Here is an 18,415-nt window from a genome sequence, read left to right as displayed (position 1 = left end):
TAACGTGAATAATTGTCCACTTATCAAAAAAGCTTACAACTATATTAAATGATTTAGAGAATCATATTTAAAAAAATGAATGAATATAAAACTTAATCTATTAGTAAATAAACCTCCGCTTAAAAAATCTCCTCGCAGGTAAAAACCTCTTTTAATCGAACTCCTTTATCCGTATGTTCAACTGTTATTATTTGGTTGTGTGCATCATGTTCAAGAAACAAATAATATGATATGAGTTGATATAATGGAATTTGAATCAGATACTTATTGAATGGACCGTAGTATCTTTAGATTGAAACATCAATTCTTTTTTAAAACTTAATCAGTTTAAGATAATAAATTATTCTAAATTTTAACATGTAAAAACTTATAATTATGGTCGTTTTTATTTATTTTTGCAGATAAAATATTATTTTATTTATAAATCTGATTATTGTAAACAAATTTTTATGAAAATAAAATTACTCTTATTATTGCTATTGGCAAATTTTTGTATTTATGGACAGTATACTACTATCTCAGATGTTAATTTTGAAAACAAATTAATCAGCTTGGGTATTGATTCAGGTGCTCCAGACGGTCAGGTTTTGACTTCCAATGTAGCTACTTTGACTTTTTTGAATGTTAGCAACAGTTCTATTACTGACATTACAGGAATTGAAGATTTTACTGCGTTAAGATACTTCAATTGTAATAATAATAGATTGACTCAATTAAACTTATCTCAAAACACCGCATTAACCAATTTAGAGTGTGGTAATAATCTGTTAACAACATTAAATCTTACTAATAATCCTCTCTTAAGTAGCCTGCAATGTGCAAATAATAACTTAGCATCGCTTGATTTTTCTAACAATACAGCAATAAAAATTATTGACTGTAACCACAATCAGCTTACAAGCATAGATGTTTCTCAACAGTTATTGCTGGAAGGCTTAGATTGTAGATATAATAACATCAAAATTCTCGACGTCTCCACTAATTTGAAACTTGATCGCTTATGGTGTAATAATAATTTACTAAAAAGTCTCGATCTGAGTAAAAATAATAAACTGAGTGTGATGACAGCGCACTCAAATTTGTTAACTTATTTAAATATAAAAAACGGAGCCAATTATTTATTCAATCCTAATGCTTCTTATGCAACATTTTATGGTAATCGCCTGGAATGCATTCAGGTGGATAACGTAGAAGATGCTAATAAAATCTGGTCTCAAGTAAAAGATCCCATGACAAGCTTCAGCACAGACTGCGGAGCGTACACATTAATTCCAGATGTCAATTTTGAGAACAAACTCATTACACTTGGAATTGACCGAGATGGTGTTAACGGAAAAGTTTTGACTTCAAATGTTGCTTCAATAACTACATTAAATATTTATGGGAATTCAATTGCTGACTTGACAGGAATTCAGGATTTTACCAGTTTGACAACCCTAGATTGTTCTAATAATCAAATTACCACTTTAGATCTTTCAAAAAATATACAATTAATTAATTTGAGATGTACTCAGAATAAATTAACGACTATCGATATATCAAGGAATATAGAATTACAAGATTTGTCTTTGTCTTCCAATAAATTGATTACAATTGATGTTTCTAAGAATTTAGCACTAAATACGTTAGGACTTTACAACAATAACCTCACGAGTCTAGATATATCGAATAATTTGGCGTTGAAAAACTTATATTGTAATGAAAATCAAATAACATCAATTGATTTATCTAAAAATTTAGCATTAAATACATTATGGATTTCTTCAAATAAATTGACAAATTTAGATTTATACTCTAATTTAAATTTAACTTCATTAAATTGTGATCGAAATCTATTAACTAGTTTAGATCTTACCAATAACACTACATTAACATCGTTAAACTGTGCCTCTAATAATCTGAACTGTATTCTGGTTGATGATGTAGCTTATGCCTTCAAAAACTGGAGCATTACAAAAGATGCCACAGCGAGTCTCACTAAAGACTGTAACGCTGTTACATTAATTCCAGATATCAATTTTGAAACTAAATTAATTAGTTTAGGCCTAGATTCTGGAATTCCCGATGGAAAAGTGCTAACTATCAATATTGCACCTATTAAAGAATTAGATGTAAAAGGATCTGAAATTACCGATTTAACAGGAATTGAAGCATTTAAAGAATTAGTCAACTTAAATGTGGACGATAATCAATTGCTGTCATTAAACCTTTCCTCAAATACAAAGCTGCTGTCATTAAGTGCAGAAGAATGTCAGTTAAAAAATATAGATCTTAGAGCAAACACTTTATTAGAATTTTTATTACTTAATAAAAACCAATTAACAACACTAGATGTTTCTTCCAATTCAAAATTGACTGGATTGCATGCTTCTGGAAATAAATTAAAAAATATAAATATTAATACAAATACTTTATTACAACATTTATCACTTAGTGACAACGAATTAGCAACATTGGATATTTCTTCAAATACAAAATTGATTGGAATATTAGCTTCTAAAAATAAATTACAAAATATAGATCTAAAATCGCAAACTTTACTCCAATATTTAATACTTAATGAAAACGAATTAACAACATTAGACCTTCCTTTAAATGCAAAATTATATTGGTTAAATATCAATAGTAATCAATTGACTTCATTAAATATAAAAAATGGAAACAACACTTTATTGGCCGATATCTCAATTTTAGACAACCCAGAATTAAAATGCATTCAGGTCGATGATGAAAATTATTCAAATACAAACTGGGCAGAAAGAAAAGACCCAACAACCGTTTATTCAACAAACTGTACTACTTTAGGTGTTGAAGATTCTGTTTTCGACAAAGTAGTAGTTCATCCAAACCCAACAAAAGGAGAAATAACTATTGATAATACTTCATTAGACAAAGCAACAGTTTACAATTCATTGGGCCAATTGGTAAAATCTTTTACTTTAAATAATGCCAATACAAATAATACGATCGATTTATCTGGTTTACCTAAAGGAGTTTATTATGTTTATTTAATCAATGGAGATGCCGCTTCTGCGAAAAAAGTAATTGTAGAATAATCACTATTCGTAAAAATTAAAAATCCCATTTTCATTCAGTTGAAAATGGGATTTTTTATAGTTTAATTTCTATCTTAAAAAATCTCCTCGCAGGTAAAAACCTCTTTTAATCGAACTCCTTTTTCGGTATGTTCGACCGTTATAATTTGATTATGAGCATCGTGCTCTAAAAACAAATAATGATTTTGGTCTGCTGCCAAATTCAAGAATTTTGATTTTTCAGGCATTGTTAGCAAAGGTCTTGTATCGTAGCCCATAACATAAGGAAGTGGAATGTGTCCGGCAGTCGCTAATAAATCGGCACAAAAAACGATTGTTTTATCTTGGTATTTGATATAAGGAATCATTTGTTTTTCGGTGTGGCCGTCTACGTAGAAAATTTCAAAGCCCATTTCTTTTGAAAATCCAAAATCGGTTTCTCGTCTTTCGATGAAATTCAATTGTCCGCTCTCCTGCATTGGTAGAATATTTTCAGATAAAAAAGACGCTTTTTCTCTTGGATTTGGTTTTGTAGCCCACTCCCAATGATTTTCATTTGTCCAGAATTTTGCATTTTTAAAAGCTGGTTCATATCCTGTTTTATCCGAATTCCACTGAACGCTTCCGCCGCAATGATCAAAATGAAGATGTGTCATAAAAACATCTGTAATATCATCTCGGTTAAAACCATATTTGGCTAGAGATTTATCTATAGAATGAGATCCCCAAAGCGAATAATACCCAAAAAACTTTTCAGACTGCTTATCGCCCATTCCTGTATCAATTAAAATCAAACGATTTCCGTCTTCGATCAATAAACAGCGTGCGGCAATATCAATGAGATTATTAGGGTCAGCAGGATTTGTTTTGTTCCATATTGTCTTTGGAACAACACCAAACATAGCACCGCCATCTAATTTAAAATTTCCAGATTCGATTGGGTAAAGTTTCATGAGTTTGATTTTGTAAAAGAACAAAGCTAGCAAATACAAAATCCTTTTACTACAATTTATTTTTAAAAAACGCTTATTCTAAGGTAATCGAAGCGCTTCCCATTATTTCCTGCTTGTCGAAGAAATTGACAAAATAGGTTCCTTTTTTAAACTGGTCATTTAGAATTCCATACACATTTACCGATTTACCCTGAAAATCTGTGCTCACAATAAAACTATATACCAAAGCTTTATCATTTCCAAATTCAATCAATTTATTATCACCCAAAACATTATTCTTCTGGTCGAGTACTTGAATGTAAAAGATTCTTTTTCCTGTTTTTGCAACAGCATTTCCATTAACAGTAAAAATAGCTTTAAGTTTTTTTGTGCTTTTTGCCTTTGTAGTTTCCAGTTCTGCTCCCGAGCTTTTTTCGCGCAGAGCAATTACTTTAAAATTACTTAGAGAAAGTTTTGATGCATCTTTTAAGGTAGACTCTAATTTCTTTTGTTTAGAAATAAGTGTGTCATTTTCTGCTTTTTGGTTGTACATTACAACATTCTGACTTTCAATTTCTGTCAATAAATTTTTATTCTGAGATTTCAATTTCTTAATTTCTAACACTTTTCCTTCTAAAGAAGAATTCAAATCTGAAAGTTGATTTCTAAATATTTTAATTTGAGCAGCAGATGGATTTTGAGAAGCCTTAATGATTTCCATTAAATTCTCAACATTCTTACGCTCTAGCTCCAACTCTTGAGATAGCGCCGTTTTTTCTAAAATTGCAATATCGTACGCAGCCTTGAGTGTATTTAGAGAATCTAAAATATTTTTTTGTTCCGTGTTTTCTGTATTAACAAATGGAATTTTGGAAGTACTTTCTTTTTTAACCTTATTTTCATTTTTATCAGACTCATTGCTAAAAACTAGTACTGCAGCACCTACTCCAAAAACAAAAAATACTGCAAAAAAGATTTTTACCCAATTATTCTTCTGTTGTTTTTTCATAATTACTCACAATTTATTGCAAAAGTACCAATAAAGCGTGGGTTGGAATTGAGTATAAATACTTGTTTTTTAACATTTACAGGTGATAAATTCAATTTAAAATCATAAAATTGAATTATTCGGATTCTAGTGCCTTTTTTTCAGGTTGATTTTATCAAAATAACTAATATCTATTTTCACATTTGTTATAATAATGTGAACCGTTATGGAAAAAGGTTTTTAAGTCGTATCTTTGCAGATAATTTCTATTTAACATTGAAAATTAGCGCTTTAAATCTGTACTAAATTAATTACAGACAAGAAATGCTTATTAAAAACAAACATCTAAGAACAATGATAAAAGTTTCTGATACTGCCAAAAAGAAAATCATCGACTTGATGACTGACGATGGTTTTGACGCCGCAAGCGACTACGTAAGAGTAGGCGTAAAAAGCGGTGGATGCTCTGGCTTGTCTTATGATTTAAAATTTGACAAAACCAAAGGAGAAGATGACAAAATATTCGTAGACAATGATATCCAAATTGCTGTTGAAAAAAAATCATTTCTATATTTAGCTGGAACAATTTTAGAATTTTCTGGCGGATTAAACGGAAAAGGATTTGTTTTCAATAATCCAAATGCAAGCAGAACTTGTGGCTGCGGAGAATCATTCTCTCTTTAGTCAAAGCTGAAAGTCGCAAGTCGTAAGGACTTAAAATGACTTTCGAACTTTAGACTTTAAAACTATTTAGACAATAAAAAAATAATGAGCAAATACACCGAAGACGATTTAAAAATCGAACTGGAAACAAAAGAATATGAGTACGGATTTTATACCAATATAGAATCTGAGACTTTCCCTATTGGCTTAAACGAAGAGATTGTTAGAGCTATTTCGCTTAAAAAAGAAGAACCTGAATGGATGACCGAATGGCGCATCGAGGCTTTCCGTGCTTGGAAAGAAATGATCGAGCCAGAATGGGCAAACGTAAATTACGAAAAACCAGACTTTCAGGCAATTTCTTATTATTCAGCTCCAAAACAAGTAGATCCTAATAAAACTTTGGATGATGTTGATCCAGAACTTTTAGAGATGTACAAAAAGTTAGGAATTTCTGTTGATGAACAAAAAATGATGAACAATGTCGCAATGGATATTGTGGTCGATTCTGTTTCTGTAGCAACAACTTTCAAGAAAACTTTGGCTGAAAAAGGAATTATTTTCTGTCCGATTTCTGAAGCTATTAAAGAACATCCTGAATTAGTAAAAAAATATTTAGGGACTGTTGTACCTCAAAAAGACAACTTCTATGCAGCATTAAACTCAGCGGTTTTCTCTGATGGAAGTTTCTGCTATATTCCAAAAGGCGTTCGTTGTCCAATGGAACTTTCTACTTACTTCAGAATCAATCAAGCAGGAACAGGACAATTCGAAAGAACTCTTGTCATTGCAGATGAAGGAAGTTATGTTTCATATCTTGAAGGATGTACAGCTCCAAGCCGTGATGAAAACCAATTGCACGCTGCTGTAGTTGAATTAATTGCTTTGGATGATGCTGAAATTAAATATTCTACTGTTCAAAACTGGTTCCCTGGAAACAAAGAAGGAAAAGGCGGGGTTTACAACTTCGTAACCAAAAGAGGTTTATGCGAAACAAACGCTAAAATTTCTTGGACACAAGTTGAAACTGGTTCTGCTGTAACTTGGAAATATCCTTCTTGTGTACTTAAAGGAGATAACTCAGTAGGAGAATTTTATTCAATCGCCGTTACGAATAATTACCAACAAGCAGATACTGGAACTAAAATGATCCATTTAGGGAAAAATACTAAATCGACTATTATTTCTAAAGGTATTTCTGCTGGAAAATCACAAAACAGTTACCGTGGTTTAGTGCAAATCTCTCCAAGAGCAGAGAATGCAAGAAACTTTTCGCAGTGTGACTCATTGTTAATGGGTAACAATTGCGGTGCGCATACTTTCCCTTATATCGAAAGTAAAAATCCATCAGCAAAAATCGAGCACGAAGCAACTACAAGTAAAATTGGAGAAGATCAAGTTTTTTACTGCAACCAAAGAGGTATTCCAACTGAAAAAGCGATTGCCTTAATTGTAAACGGTTTCAGTAAAGATGTATTGAATAAGCTTCCAATGGAATTTGCTGTAGAAGCTCAAAAATTATTAGAGATTTCTTTAGAAGGATCTGTGGGATAAAAGTTTAAAGTTTCAGGTTTCAAGTTTTACAAATGCTTTGATCCTTAAAATAGAAACTTTTCACAAAACCTAAATTGAAAAATAAATAGTTTAAACAAAAAAAGATTTTAAAGTAGCATTTCTTAAAACTAAGAATTTGAAACTTTAAACTTTAAATAAAAATAACATGTTAAGTATAAAAAACCTTCACGCCTCAATTGGTGATAAAGAAATCCTTAAAGGAATTAATATAGAAGTTAAAGCTGGAGAAGTTCACGCTATTATGGGACCAAACGGTTCTGGAAAAAGTACACTTTCTGCTGTTATTGCAGGAAACGAAAACTACGAAGTTACAGACGGAGAGGTAATTCTTGACGGAGAAGATCTTGGTGATTTAGCTCCAGAAGAAAGAGCGCACAAAGGAGTTTTTCTTTCTTTCCAATATCCGGTAGAAATTCCAGGAGTTAGTGTAACTAACTTTATGAAAACTGCTATCAACGAAACTCGTAAAGCAAACGGTCAGGAAGAAATGCCTGCAAATGAAATGTTGAAAGTAATTCGTGAGAAATCTGAATTATTAGAAATCGACCGTAAATTCTTATCTCGTTCTTTAAACGAAGGTTTTTCTGGAGGAGAGAAAAAAAGAAACGAAATTTTTCAAATGGCAATGTTAGAGCCAAAATTAGCCATCCTTGACGAAACCGATTCTGGTCTTGATATCGATGCTTTAAGAATCGTTGCAAACGGAGTTAACAAATTGAAAAGCGACAAAAACGCAATTATCGTTATTACTCACTACCAACGTTTGTTAGACTATATCGTTCCAGATTTCGTTCACGTTCTTTACAACGGAAGAATTGTAAAATCTGGAGGAAAAGAATTGGCTTACGAATTGGAAGAAAAAGGATACGACTGGATTAAAGCAGAAAACTAATTTGTTTCAGGTTTCATGTTTTTTTAGTTTCAAGTTACAAACTATATTTGTAAGTTTTAACTTAAAACAATAAAAACAGAAATGGCCACAATTAATAGATTTGAGGATTTAGAAATTTGGAAAGAGGCTCGCCGATTAGCAAAAGAAATACATTTTATTTCAGTTGAAACAGAGTTAAGATCTGATCTTAGGTTTAAAAATCAAATCAAAAGTTCTTCTGGCTCAGTAATGGATAATATTGCTGAAGGATTTGAAAGAGATGGAAATTTAGAATTTCGACAATTTTTATCAATTGCAAAAGGCTCGGCGGGAGAAACAAGATCTCAGTTATATCGGGTTTTTGATTTTGAATATATTTCAGAAGAAAAATTCGAAGCTTTAAAAAAGGATTATGAAAATTTAAGCGGTAAAATAAAAAACTTTATCACTTACCTAAATAAAAAAGATTTCAAGGGGAATAAGTTTCAATAGGCAACCTGAAACTTGAAACCTGAAACACCGAAGGAAACAAAAGAACAATGGATTTAAAAGAAAAATTAGTATCGTCTTTTATGGCTTTTGAAGAGCGTGTCGATGTACATTCAGATTTACACGACATACGCACAAATGCTTTAAAAAACTTCGAAAATAAAGGTTTCCCAACCAAAAAAGAAGAAGCTTGGAAATATACATCGCTAAATGCCATCTTAAAAAATGACTTTACGGTTTTTCCTAAGCAGGAAAATGCAATCGAATTTAATCAGGTAAAAAAATACTTTTTACACGAAATTGACACTTATAAATTAGTGTTTATTGATGGTGTTTTTAGTTCACATTTATCTTCTACAACTCACGACGGAATCGATGTTTGTTTGATGTCATCGGCATTGACCAAACCAAAATACAAAATGGTTATTGATACTTACTTCAATAAAATAGCAAGTAAAGATGACAGCTTGACTTCATTGAATACAGCTTTTGCAATTGAAGGTGCTTTTATCAATATCCCACAGAAAAAAGTAGCTGACAAACCAATTGAAATTATGTATTTCTCAACAGGAAATGAAGCTGCGTTAATGGTTCAGCCAAGAAACTTGGTTATTGTGGGTGAAAATTCACATGTTCAAATTATCGAGCGCCACCAAAGTTTGAATGAAAATCCAGTTTTAACAAATTCTGTTACTGAGATTTTTGCTCAAAAACGTGCGATTGTTGACTATTACAAAATTCAAAATGATAATAGCGAAGCTAACTTAGTTGACAACACTTATGTTTCTCAGCAACAAGAAAGTCACGCTTCTGTTCATACATTTTCGTTTGGAGGAAATCTAACTCGTAACAACTTAAATTTTTACCATTTTGGAGAAAGATTGACAAGTACGCTTAACGGAATTTCTATCTTAAATGATAAGCAGCACGTTGACCATTATACTTTGGTAAACCACGCAACTCCAAACTGCGAAAGTTTCCAAGATTATAAAGGAATTTTTTCTGATCGCTCAACAGGAGTTTTCAACGGAAAAGTTTTGGTAGAAAAAGAAGCTCAAAAAACAAACGCTTTCCAAAAAAGCAACAACATTTTATTGAGTGATAAAGCAACTATCAATGCAAAACCACAATTAGAGATTTTTGCGGATGACGTAAAATGTTCTCACGGATGTACTGTTGGACAATTGGATGAAACAGCAATGTTCTACATGCAGTCTCGCGGAATACCGAAAAAAGAAGCAAAAGCTTTATTGATGTACGCATTCTCAAATGCCGTTATCGAAAGCATCAAAATACCTGAATTAAAACAAAGAATTACTAAAATCATTGCCATGAAATTGGGCGTGAATTTAGGATTTGATTTGTAGTCAGGTTTTACCGCAAAGACACAAAGGTTATGCAAAGTTCGCAAAGTTTTTTATATAAAATTTGCGAACTTTGCGCTTTTTACTTGGCGTTTGCGATTAAATTTTTTTAATCTCTTACTGCTAAAACAAACATTATAATTCCAATAAAAAACAATACAATACCTCCTAAAAAACAAAATGTATTTATTATCGAATAACCTAGATTAGTAGAATAACCTAAGCCGATTGAGAACCAACCTCCAATTATCATTAAAACCGATTGTAAAACTTTGTTTTTTATCATAACTATTGTTTACTTCTTCACACTCTCAATTACCTCCTTCAAAAACCCATTAAAGTCGAAACTTTTATCACCTTCTCTTACTCCCATTCTCACCACAACCATATCCAGAGACGGAATAATTGCCACCATTTGTCCTTGATAACCGCTGCAATAAAACATATCACGAGGCACATCTGGAAATTTCCCTCCCGCGTTCAGCCAAAATTGCGCACCGTATTTTCCCTCAGAAGTATTCGTTGGAGTTGCAGTATATTTTACCCAGCTTTCGTCAAGGATTTGTTCGCCGTTCCAGTTTCCTTTTCTTAGATATAACAATCCAAATTTAGACCAGTCGCGTGGCGTTGCCCATCCGTACGAAGAACCAACGAAAGTTCCAGACATATCCTGCTCGACAATCATCGAGTTCATTCCGATTTTGTCGATTACAGCGCTGTACCAAAAATCAAGATATTCTTGCTGCGTTTTAAATTGTCTTCTTAAAATCAGGGATAATAAATTGGTTGTTCCAGAAGAATAATTCCAATGTGTATTGGGTTTAAACTGCGACGGTTTTTCCAATTGCACTTTTCCCATATCTTCCGCCTGAAAAAGCATCTTTGTAGCATCACAAATGGTGCTATAGTTCTCCTCCCATTCTAAACCAGAATTCATGTGAAGCAAATCGTTAAGCGTAATATTTTTGCGTTCGTCATTTTGCCATTCTTTAACTGGTGCCGGTTTGTAAATATCGATTTTTCCTTGTTTTGCCAAAACACCAAAAGCCGAACTTGTGATACTTTTTGTCATCGACCAACCTAAAATTTTGCTGTCTTTATTAAAACCTTTATCGTATTTCTCGGCAATTAATTTGTCTTTATATAAAACTACAACGGCGCGGGTTCTTTTTGTTCCGCCACTAGGTTTATCAAAAGCATTATCAACCGCTTTTTTTAATTTGGAATAATCAATATTCGAAAATGCGGTATCTTTTGGCTCCTTATTACCGTAAGGAAAAGGAAGATTATTAACCAATTTGGTTCTCTTTGGCAGCAGATACGGTTTCGAAACATCAAAATCATCATTAATCAAAACAGCACCTAAACCTTCTCTGTAAATCGCTTTTCTTTCTTTTAAACCATAAACATTTGAAGTTGCAAATTTTCCTGCATCATCAATTGCATTCGTTGCCAAATCAATCATGTCGATATCATTGTCGGTTTTTTCAATTAATTCTTTCGAACGATTATCTATAAAATGTCCTGATGCAATACTCTTGGCAGAAAAACCCGAAATCAAATCTAATTTTGGATAAGTTGTAAATCCGAAATATAAAAAAGCCAGAACAACTACAAGCAGAAGTACTTTGAGAAATTTTTTCATTGATACGTTATTTTTATTGCAATATAAATAATTTATGTTCACGTTTTTAGGAGTCAAATTATAAATCTGATTCAGATAATTCAGAAAAGTCAACAGATTTTTACAGAATCAGCATTTACGCCTTGTAACAATGATGCCATAAAAGGAAATTATAGAATTCCTGTATAAACAAATTTAGTTTTAGTACTTTTGTAAATAGATTTTTTCTAAATAAGACATGCTAGATATTCAAAAAATAAGAGCTGATTTTCCAATTCTTAACCAAAAAGTTAACGGAAAACCTTTAGTATATTTCGACAACGGAGCTACTTCGCAAAAACCACAAGTTGTGATCGATGCGGAAGTAAAATATTATCAAGAAATTAACGCCAATATTCACCGTGGCGTTCACACTTTAAGCCAGTTAGCTACTGACGCTTACGAGATTTCTCGTGGCAAAGTAAAAGAACATATAAACGCAAAACATGCTCATGAAGTACTTTTTACTTCGGGAACAACTCATGGTATTAATTTAGTAACCAATGGTTTTGCTTCAATTTTAAAACCAGGTGACGAAGTAATTGTTTCGTCATTGGAACATCACAGTAATATTGTGCCTTGGCAGATGTTGTGTGAAAAAACAGGGGCGGTTTTAAAAGTAATTCCAATTAATGAAAACGGAGAATTAATTCTAGAAGAGTTTGATGCTTTGCTTTCGGAAAAAACAAAGGTGGTTACACTTAACCATATTTCAAATGCACTTGGAATCATTAATCCGATAAAATATATAATTGATAAAGCGCACTCTGTTGGTGCCGCTGTTTTAATTGACGGTGCTCAGGCAGTTCCGCATTTAAAACCAGATGTTCAAGAATTGGATTGCGATTTCTATGCTTTTTCAGGGCATAAAATGTGCGGTCCAACCGGAACTGGAATTTTATACGGAAAAGAAGAATGGTTAAACAAACTTCCTCCTTATCAAGGCGGCGGCGAAATGATCAAAGAAGTTACTTTCGAGAAAACTACTTACGCAGATTTGCCTCATAAATTTGAAGCAGGTACGCCAAACATTGCCGGCGGAATTGTTCTTGGAACTGCAATTGATTATTTGAATACTATTGGTTTAGAAAATATTCAAGAGTACGAACACGAACTTTTGGAATACGCCACAAAACGTTTATCTGAAATAGAAGGTTTGAGAATCTACGGAACGGGGAAAAATAAAGCATCTGTAGTTTCGTTTAATATTGATGGAATTCATCCGTATGATATTGGTTCAATTATAGACAAATTAGGAATTGCTGTTAGAACCGGACATCATTGTGCACAGCCAATTATGAGTTTCTTCTGTATTCCTGGAACAATTCGTGCTTCTTTCTCTTTTTATAATACTAAAGAAGAAATTGATTTAATGGTTGATGCCGTTAAAAAAGCACAAACAATGCTAAGCTAAAAAAAAACTATTTTTATGAGAATATTGTCTTTATTGCTTTTAACGCTTTTTATTGCAACTGGATGCTGCAGTCAAAAAAAAACAGATATGACTTCAACACAAATTGAATATTCTGCGCACTCAAGAGGTTATTACAAAACTATCGTAGCACAAAACAAATCGGTTTTGGTTACTACAGCACGTAATGCTGAACCTGTGCAAATTAATATTGATGATGCAAAATGGAACGAAATTGTTACTGCATTTTCTAAAGTTAATTTAGACAATCTTTCCTCTTTAAAAGCACCAACTGACAAACGCACATACGATGGCGCTGCAATAGGAAATTTAAAAATTACAAAAGATGGAAAAATCTATGAAACACAAGGTTTCGACAATGGTTTTCCTCCTAAAGAAATCGAAAAACTAGTAAATTTATTAGTTGATTTTGTTAAAGAATAATTATGACAATAAAAGAAATACAAAACGAAATAATAGATGAATTCTCAATGTTCGACGACTGGATGCAGCGTTATGAATACATCATCGAGCTCGGAAAAACGCTTCCGCTGATTAAAGAAGAATATAAAACCGATGAGAATTTAATTAAAGGATGCCAGTCAAAAGTTTGGTTACAAGGTGAAGAACAAGACGATAAAATTGTTTTCACGGCAGACAGTGATGCTATTTTGACTAAAGGAATAATTGCAATTTTAATTCGTGCTTTCTCTAATCAAAAAGCAAAAGATATTCTTGAAGCTGATGTCGATTTTATTGATGAAATCGGCTTAAAAGAGCATTTATCAGCAACACGCGCAAACGGATTAGTTTCGATGATTAAAAACATCAAAATGTACGCTTTGGCATTTGATTCAAAAAATAAAAATTAAATTCTTCTGCCACGAATTTCACGAATTAACACAAATTTTAATTCGGGAAATTTGTGAAATTCGTGGCAAAAAAACAAAAACAATGGAACAAGAAATAGACACAAACGAATTAGGAGAATCAATCGTAAAAATTTTAAAAGGAATTTACGATCCTGAGATCCCTGTTGATATTTACGAGTTAGGATTAATTTATGACGTAATGGTAAATACAGATTACGAAGTAAAAATCCTAATGACACTTACATCTCCAAACTGCCCAGTTGCAGAAAGCTTACCACGCGAAGTTGAAGAGAAAGTAAAAACAATCGAGCACATTAAAGATGTTGAAGTAGAAATTACTTTTGATCCACCTTGGAGTAAAGATTTAATGAGCGAAGAAGCGAAATTAGAATTAGGAATGCTTTAAAAATATTTGTTTCAGGTTTCAGGTTTAAAGTTTCAGGTTACTCAACTTGGAACTTGAAACCTCAAACTTGAAACTAACTTTTCACATGGAAGAAATTATCAATAAAGTTGCCAATAGTGCTTTAGAAGTTTTTGATTTAGAGGATTATTATCCAAAAGGAATGCGTGTGCAAATTGACATTTCGCAATGGCTTTTGGAAGGATTTTTATTGAAAGAAAAAGACTTTAGAGAGCACCTAAAAAATCATGATTGGTCGCAATATCAGGATCAATATGTTGCTGTACATTGCAGTACAGATGCTATTATTCCAGCTTGGGCATTAATTTTAGTGAGTGTTCATTTAGCTCCGTATGCCAAAAAAGTAGTTAACGGAACAATCGAAGATCTAGATGCAAGTCTTTACGAAGAGATTTTAAGTAAAATTGATTATTCTGTTTACAAAAGCAAACCCGTAATTGTAAAAGGATGTTCTAGAAAACCCGTTCCTATGCGTGCTTATATTTTAGCTGCAAATTATTTACAGCCATTTGCTCGCAGCATAATGTATGGCGAAGCATGCTCTGCAGTACCTTTATACAAAGAATCTAAGAAATAACCTGCAATTACAAGCGATAATTATCTAGTTTCAATTGGTTTTTAGTATATTTGATAATACACTTAAACTAAACAACCATGAGAAAGCTGGCGTTATTACTATGCATTTTAGCGAACTTTGCTATTGTTCAGGCACAAAATTCAGAAAAAGAATTAATTCAGAATACCGAAAAAGCAGTAAAAAAAATTAATGATACTATTGAAGGAGAAGGCTGGAAAGCAAAAGGAACAGTATCTCTTTTGTTAAACCAATCAAGCTTCAACAACTGGATCGCTGGTGGTGAAGATAGTTTTTCTGGAACTTTAGGAATAAACTATGACTTTAATTATAAAAAAGACGATGTAACCTGGGATAATAAAATCCTTGCTTCTTACGGACTTTTACAAACTAAAAATACCGACTTCGGAAAAAAAACCGATGACCGATTAGAGTTTAATTCAATTGTAGGGAAAAGAGCTTTTGGCGAGTGGTACTACTCTTTCTTTTTAAACTTTAGAACGCAATTTACAACGGGTTATATTTATGGTCAGGATGCTAACGGAAAAGAAATTAGAACTGAGCAGACTAAATTCATGTCACCTGGATATCTAACTACTGGACCTGGTATTTATTGGTCTAAAGATGAAAATCTGAAAATAAATTTTGCACCGCTTACTTCAAAATTCACTTTTGTAGACAATGCTTATACAAGCGGAATTGATAGATTTACAGGTCTGCCTTATGTAGATGGCGATTATTTTGGAGTTGACGAAGGCAAAACGATGCGCTATGAACTAGGTTTTTATGCTTCACTTTATTACAAATTGGCTATTATGACCAATGTAACTGCAGAAAACACATTGAATTTATACTCTAATTATTTAGAAGATCCTCAAAATGTTGATATCAATTATTCTTTGAATATCATAATGAAAATAAACAAATTCTTATCTGCTAACTTAGCATTCCAAGCAATTTACGATGATAACGCTTTTGAAGGTCTCCAAACTCGAGAAGTATTTGGTTTAGGAGTTAACTTCGGATTTTAATCTATAAAGTCTTATTATATTTTACCGCAAAGAGGGCAAAGTTTTTTCAAAGCTCAATTTTATAAAAATAAAAATTCGCAAAGCTGGATGTTATTTAGCTTTGCGAACTTTGTTTTTTATGATACTATAATATAAAAATCTTAACGCTCTTTGCGGTAAAAAATTTATTATTCTTCATTTTCTTCTTCCTTCTCAATCGCATCCTTATAATCTGGATACAAAAATTTATTATAAGGAAAACGAGTAATATGAATTTGTCGAACAGCTTCATAAACCGTTTCTCTAAATTCTTCAAAGTTTTCTTTTTCTCTTGCTGAGATAAATAAAGCTTTGCCTTCTCCTACATCATTCATCCAAGTTTGTTTCCATTCTTCGAGTGTATAATGTTTGCGGGTTCTTTCGGTAATTAAATCATCTTCTTCAATAGTGAGATGACGGTAAGCATCAATTTTATTGAAAACCATGATCGTTGGCTTATCATTACTTTTAATTTCCTGCAACGTTTTGTTTACAGATTCTATATGATCCTCAAAATCAGGATGTGAAATATCTACAACATGCAAAAGCAAATCTGCTTCACGAACCTCATCTAGTGTACTTTTAAAAGAATCAACCAATTGGGTTGGCAGTTTTCGAATAAAACCAACAGTATCTGAAAGCAAAAATGGTAAGTTTTTAATCACCACTTTTCGAACTGTAGTATCCAAAGTTGCAAACAATTTGTTCTCAACAAAAACATCACTTTTACCAATTGCATTCATCAAAGTCGATTTCCCAACGTTTGTGTAACCAACCAAAGCCACACGAACCATCGCACCGCGATTACTACGCTGAATGCTCATTTGCTTGTCAATGGTTTTGATTTTATCTTTCAACAACGAAATTCTGTCACGCACAATACGTCTGTCGGTTTCGATCTCTGTTTCTCCAGGTCCACGCATACCAATACCCCCTTTTTGACGCTCAAGGTGTGTCCATAAACCAGAAAGTCTTGGAAGTAAGTACTGACATTGAGCCAATTCTACCTGAGTTCTTGCATATGAAGTTTCAGCTCGCTGCGCAAAAATATCCAGAATCAAATTGGTTCTATCCAGAATTTTACAATCAATAATTCTCGAAATATTTTTTTGCTGTGAAGGCGTTAATTCATCATCAAAAATTACTGTCGATATTTTGTTTTCTTTTACAAAAAGATTGATGTCATCAATTTTTCCCGTACCCACAAAAGTCTTGGGATTCGGACGTTCCATTTTCTGCGAAAAGCGTTTAATAACTTCACCTCCTGCGGTAAATGTCAAAAACTCTAATTCGTCCAAATATTCATTTAGTTTTTCTTCACTTTGATTTTGAGTAACAATTCCAACAATTACTGTTCTCTCAAAATTTATAACTTCTTTTTCTAACATAGTCTTGAATAAGTTGCAAATTTAATCATTTGTAAGCTACAATCAATTATACAATTTCGTTTTTAAATTTATATCTACAACTGCTTTTACAGCAAATTATAAAAAAATGGAATTCTGTTAAGCTTACCTCAACAAAATTCCATTTTGAATAATTTCTAAATTTGAAATATTTACTCGTAAATAAACGTTTTTTCTGTTTTTACAATTCCGTTTTCTTCAATTTGCGAACAAGAAATCGGAAAGTTTAGTTTGTTGTATTTGTATTTTCTGCTTACCGCTACTAAAGCTGTAGACGAAGGACTAAAATTCATTTCATTATTGTATGAAATTGATTCAAAGGCAAATTCGTCTTCATGGTAAGAAATCATTGGTACAATTACTTTGTAATTATCACCAAACAAGCTTTGAACAATCAATTGATCCACCGATTTTTTATCATCGTAAGTGTAGGTTTTAGAAATTTTATCTCCAACCAATCCTTTGTGTTTAGATACATTATCGTTTACATAAACGTATTCAAGTTTTCCAATAATTTGTTTATTTCTATCGCGTGAAGTACGTCTTACAATGATTCCGTTTTCAACAAGATATTCGATATCATCTACTAAATTCTGGTGATTCGTGCTCTTTTTTGTAGTAACTTTAATCCTTGCACCTTCATAAACAAATGAAACCACTTTAGTAATATAATTTGGTCCTTCTTGATATTTTTTGACAAACTTTGTAATATTGTTGTCAGCATCATAAGTATAATTTACGACTTCTTTCCAGTCGCTTCCAACCTTATCCTTAACAGTCATATCAAGCAAACCATTTTTGTTGTAAAAGAAATGCTGTACAACGTCTGAAGTTGTTACGGTTTGAAGTTTACCATCTTTAAAGACCATTGTTTTATTTACAATTTCACCGTCTTTAGAGTTTTGGTAATTTGTTTTAACAATATTGATCTGCTTCAATTTAACAGGAGCGTCCTGACTATGCAGTAAACATGGAAAAACCATCATCAAGATGGCAAGAAAGTAGGTTTTCATGAGGTATTTGTATTGATTTGGGATGACCAAAATACAAAATTCAATTAAATTTCAGGAATTTGAAATACGAAAACTACAAACTTTTA

18 protein-coding genes and 1 pseudogene are annotated in these 18,415 nt (G+C 32.3%); 12 read left to right on the top strand and 7 right to left on the bottom strand.

Going from position 1 to position 18,415, the window contains the following annotated elements:
• Window positions 1-119: 119 nt before the first annotated feature.
• Window positions 120-230, bottom strand: a pseudogene (locus QE431_RS00280) (MBL fold metallo-hydrolase); the annotation flags it as partial.
• A 219-nt stretch (window positions 231-449) separates the two neighbouring features.
• On the opposite strand from QE431_RS00280, the gene QE431_RS00275 reads away from it, so the two are divergent.
• Entirely contained in the window at window positions 450-3,056 is a 2,607-nt protein-coding gene (locus QE431_RS00275; protein ID WP_307291490.1) for a leucine-rich repeat domain-containing protein, read from the top strand.
• Window positions 3,057-3,130: 74 nt separating this feature from the next.
• Here the strand turns inward: QE431_RS00275 and QE431_RS00270 are convergent, their stop codons facing one another.
• Window positions 3,131-3,988, bottom strand: coding sequence for an MBL fold metallo-hydrolase (locus QE431_RS00270; protein WP_307291488.1), 858 nt, complete (start codon window positions 3,986-3,988; stop codon window positions 3,131-3,133).
• A gap of 73 nt (window positions 3,989-4,061) precedes the next feature.
• The gene (locus tag QE431_RS00265) at window positions 4,062-4,976 is read right to left on the bottom strand and encodes a hypothetical protein (protein ID WP_307291486.1); all 915 of its coding nucleotides are present in this window, start codon (window positions 4,974-4,976) and stop codon (window positions 4,062-4,064) included.
• Window positions 4,977-5,309: 333 nt separating this feature from the next.
• On the opposite strand from QE431_RS00265, the gene QE431_RS00260 reads away from it, so the two are divergent.
• The 5 genes from QE431_RS00260 (at window position 5,310) to sufD (ending at window position 9,920) form a co-directional block, all read left to right on the top strand.
• On the top strand, window positions 5,310-5,639 hold the full coding sequence (locus QE431_RS00260) for an iron-sulfur cluster assembly accessory protein (RefSeq protein WP_012023267.1): 330 nt from the start codon (window positions 5,310-5,312) through the stop codon (window positions 5,637-5,639).
• An 84-nt stretch (window positions 5,640-5,723) separates the two neighbouring features.
• Window positions 5,724-7,172: a Fe-S cluster assembly protein SufB gene (gene sufB / locus QE431_RS00255; RefSeq protein ID WP_071635885.1), complete on the top strand. Its 1,449-nt coding sequence runs from the start codon at window positions 5,724-5,726 to the stop codon at window positions 7,170-7,172.
• Window positions 7,173-7,338: 166 nt separating this feature from the next.
• Entirely contained in the window at window positions 7,339-8,085 is a 747-nt protein-coding gene (sufC, locus tag QE431_RS00250; RefSeq protein ID WP_179000722.1) for a Fe-S cluster assembly ATPase SufC, read from the top strand.
• An 81-nt stretch (window positions 8,086-8,166) separates the two neighbouring features.
• Window positions 8,167-8,556: a four helix bundle protein gene (locus tag QE431_RS00245; RefSeq protein WP_194567777.1), complete on the top strand. Its 390-nt coding sequence runs from the start codon at window positions 8,167-8,169 to the stop codon at window positions 8,554-8,556.
• A 47-nt stretch (window positions 8,557-8,603) separates the two neighbouring features.
• A complete protein-coding gene (gene sufD, locus QE431_RS00240; RefSeq protein ID WP_134138935.1) occupies window positions 8,604-9,920 on the top strand; it encodes a Fe-S cluster assembly protein SufD in 1,317 nt (438 codons plus the stop codon).
• A 106-nt stretch (window positions 9,921-10,026) separates the two neighbouring features.
• On the opposite strand, the gene QE431_RS00235 is transcribed toward sufD, so the two are convergent.
• Both QE431_RS00235 and QE431_RS00230 read right to left on the bottom strand, forming a co-directional pair.
• Window positions 10,027-10,203, bottom strand: coding sequence for a hypothetical protein (locus tag QE431_RS00235; protein ID WP_157848498.1), 177 nt, complete (start codon window positions 10,201-10,203; stop codon window positions 10,027-10,029).
• A 9-nt stretch (window positions 10,204-10,212) separates the two neighbouring features.
• The gene (locus QE431_RS00230) at window positions 10,213-11,562 is read right to left on the bottom strand and encodes a serine hydrolase (RefSeq protein ID WP_307291474.1); all 1,350 of its coding nucleotides are present in this window, start codon (window positions 11,560-11,562) and stop codon (window positions 10,213-10,215) included.
• A 217-nt stretch (window positions 11,563-11,779) separates the two neighbouring features.
• Between QE431_RS00230 and QE431_RS00225 the strand changes: the two genes are divergently transcribed.
• From QE431_RS00225 to QE431_RS00200, 6 genes are all read left to right on the top strand, one after another.
• Window positions 11,780-12,994, top strand: a complete 1,215-nt coding sequence (locus QE431_RS00225; RefSeq protein WP_307291473.1) for an aminotransferase class V-fold PLP-dependent enzyme — start codon at window positions 11,780-11,782, stop codon at window positions 12,992-12,994.
• A 15-nt stretch (window positions 12,995-13,009) separates the two neighbouring features.
• Complete coding sequence (locus QE431_RS00220; RefSeq protein WP_281867117.1) at window positions 13,010-13,435, top strand: hypothetical protein; 426 nt, start codon at window positions 13,010-13,012, stop codon at window positions 13,433-13,435.
• 2 nt (window positions 13,436-13,437) lie between these two features.
• On the top strand, window positions 13,438-13,863 hold the full coding sequence (locus tag QE431_RS00215) for a SufE family protein (RefSeq protein ID WP_057115618.1): 426 nt from the start codon (window positions 13,438-13,440) through the stop codon (window positions 13,861-13,863).
• An 82-nt stretch (window positions 13,864-13,945) separates the two neighbouring features.
• Window positions 13,946-14,269 (top strand): SUF system Fe-S cluster assembly protein, encoded by a 324-nt coding sequence (locus tag QE431_RS00210; protein ID WP_134138925.1) that lies wholly within the window; start codon window positions 13,946-13,948, stop codon window positions 14,267-14,269.
• Window positions 14,270-14,354: 85 nt separating this feature from the next.
• Window positions 14,355-14,864, top strand: a complete 510-nt coding sequence (locus QE431_RS00205; RefSeq protein ID WP_057115616.1) for a DUF2480 family protein — start codon at window positions 14,355-14,357, stop codon at window positions 14,862-14,864.
• A gap of 77 nt (window positions 14,865-14,941) precedes the next feature.
• A complete protein-coding gene (locus QE431_RS00200; protein WP_307291469.1) occupies window positions 14,942-15,892 on the top strand; it encodes a DUF3078 domain-containing protein in 951 nt (316 codons plus the stop codon).
• 167 nt (window positions 15,893-16,059) lie between these two features.
• Here the strand turns inward: QE431_RS00200 and hflX are convergent, their stop codons facing one another.
• On the bottom strand, window positions 16,060-17,298 hold the full coding sequence (gene hflX, locus QE431_RS00195) for a GTPase HflX (RefSeq protein ID WP_057115612.1): 1,239 nt from the start codon (window positions 17,296-17,298) through the stop codon (window positions 16,060-16,062).
• A gap of 170 nt (window positions 17,299-17,468) precedes the next feature.
• Window positions 17,469-18,329: a hypothetical protein gene (locus QE431_RS00190; protein WP_057115609.1), complete on the bottom strand. Its 861-nt coding sequence runs from the start codon at window positions 18,327-18,329 to the stop codon at window positions 17,469-17,471.
• Window positions 18,330-18,415 lie beyond the last annotated feature (86 nt).

It is taken from the genome of Flavobacterium sp. SORGH_AS_0622, from assembly GCF_030818825.1.
In the GTDB taxonomy this organism is placed as follows: Bacteria; Bacteroidota; Bacteroidia; order Flavobacteriales; family Flavobacteriaceae; genus Flavobacterium.
This window is presented reverse-complemented; position numbering and strand designations above follow the sequence as displayed.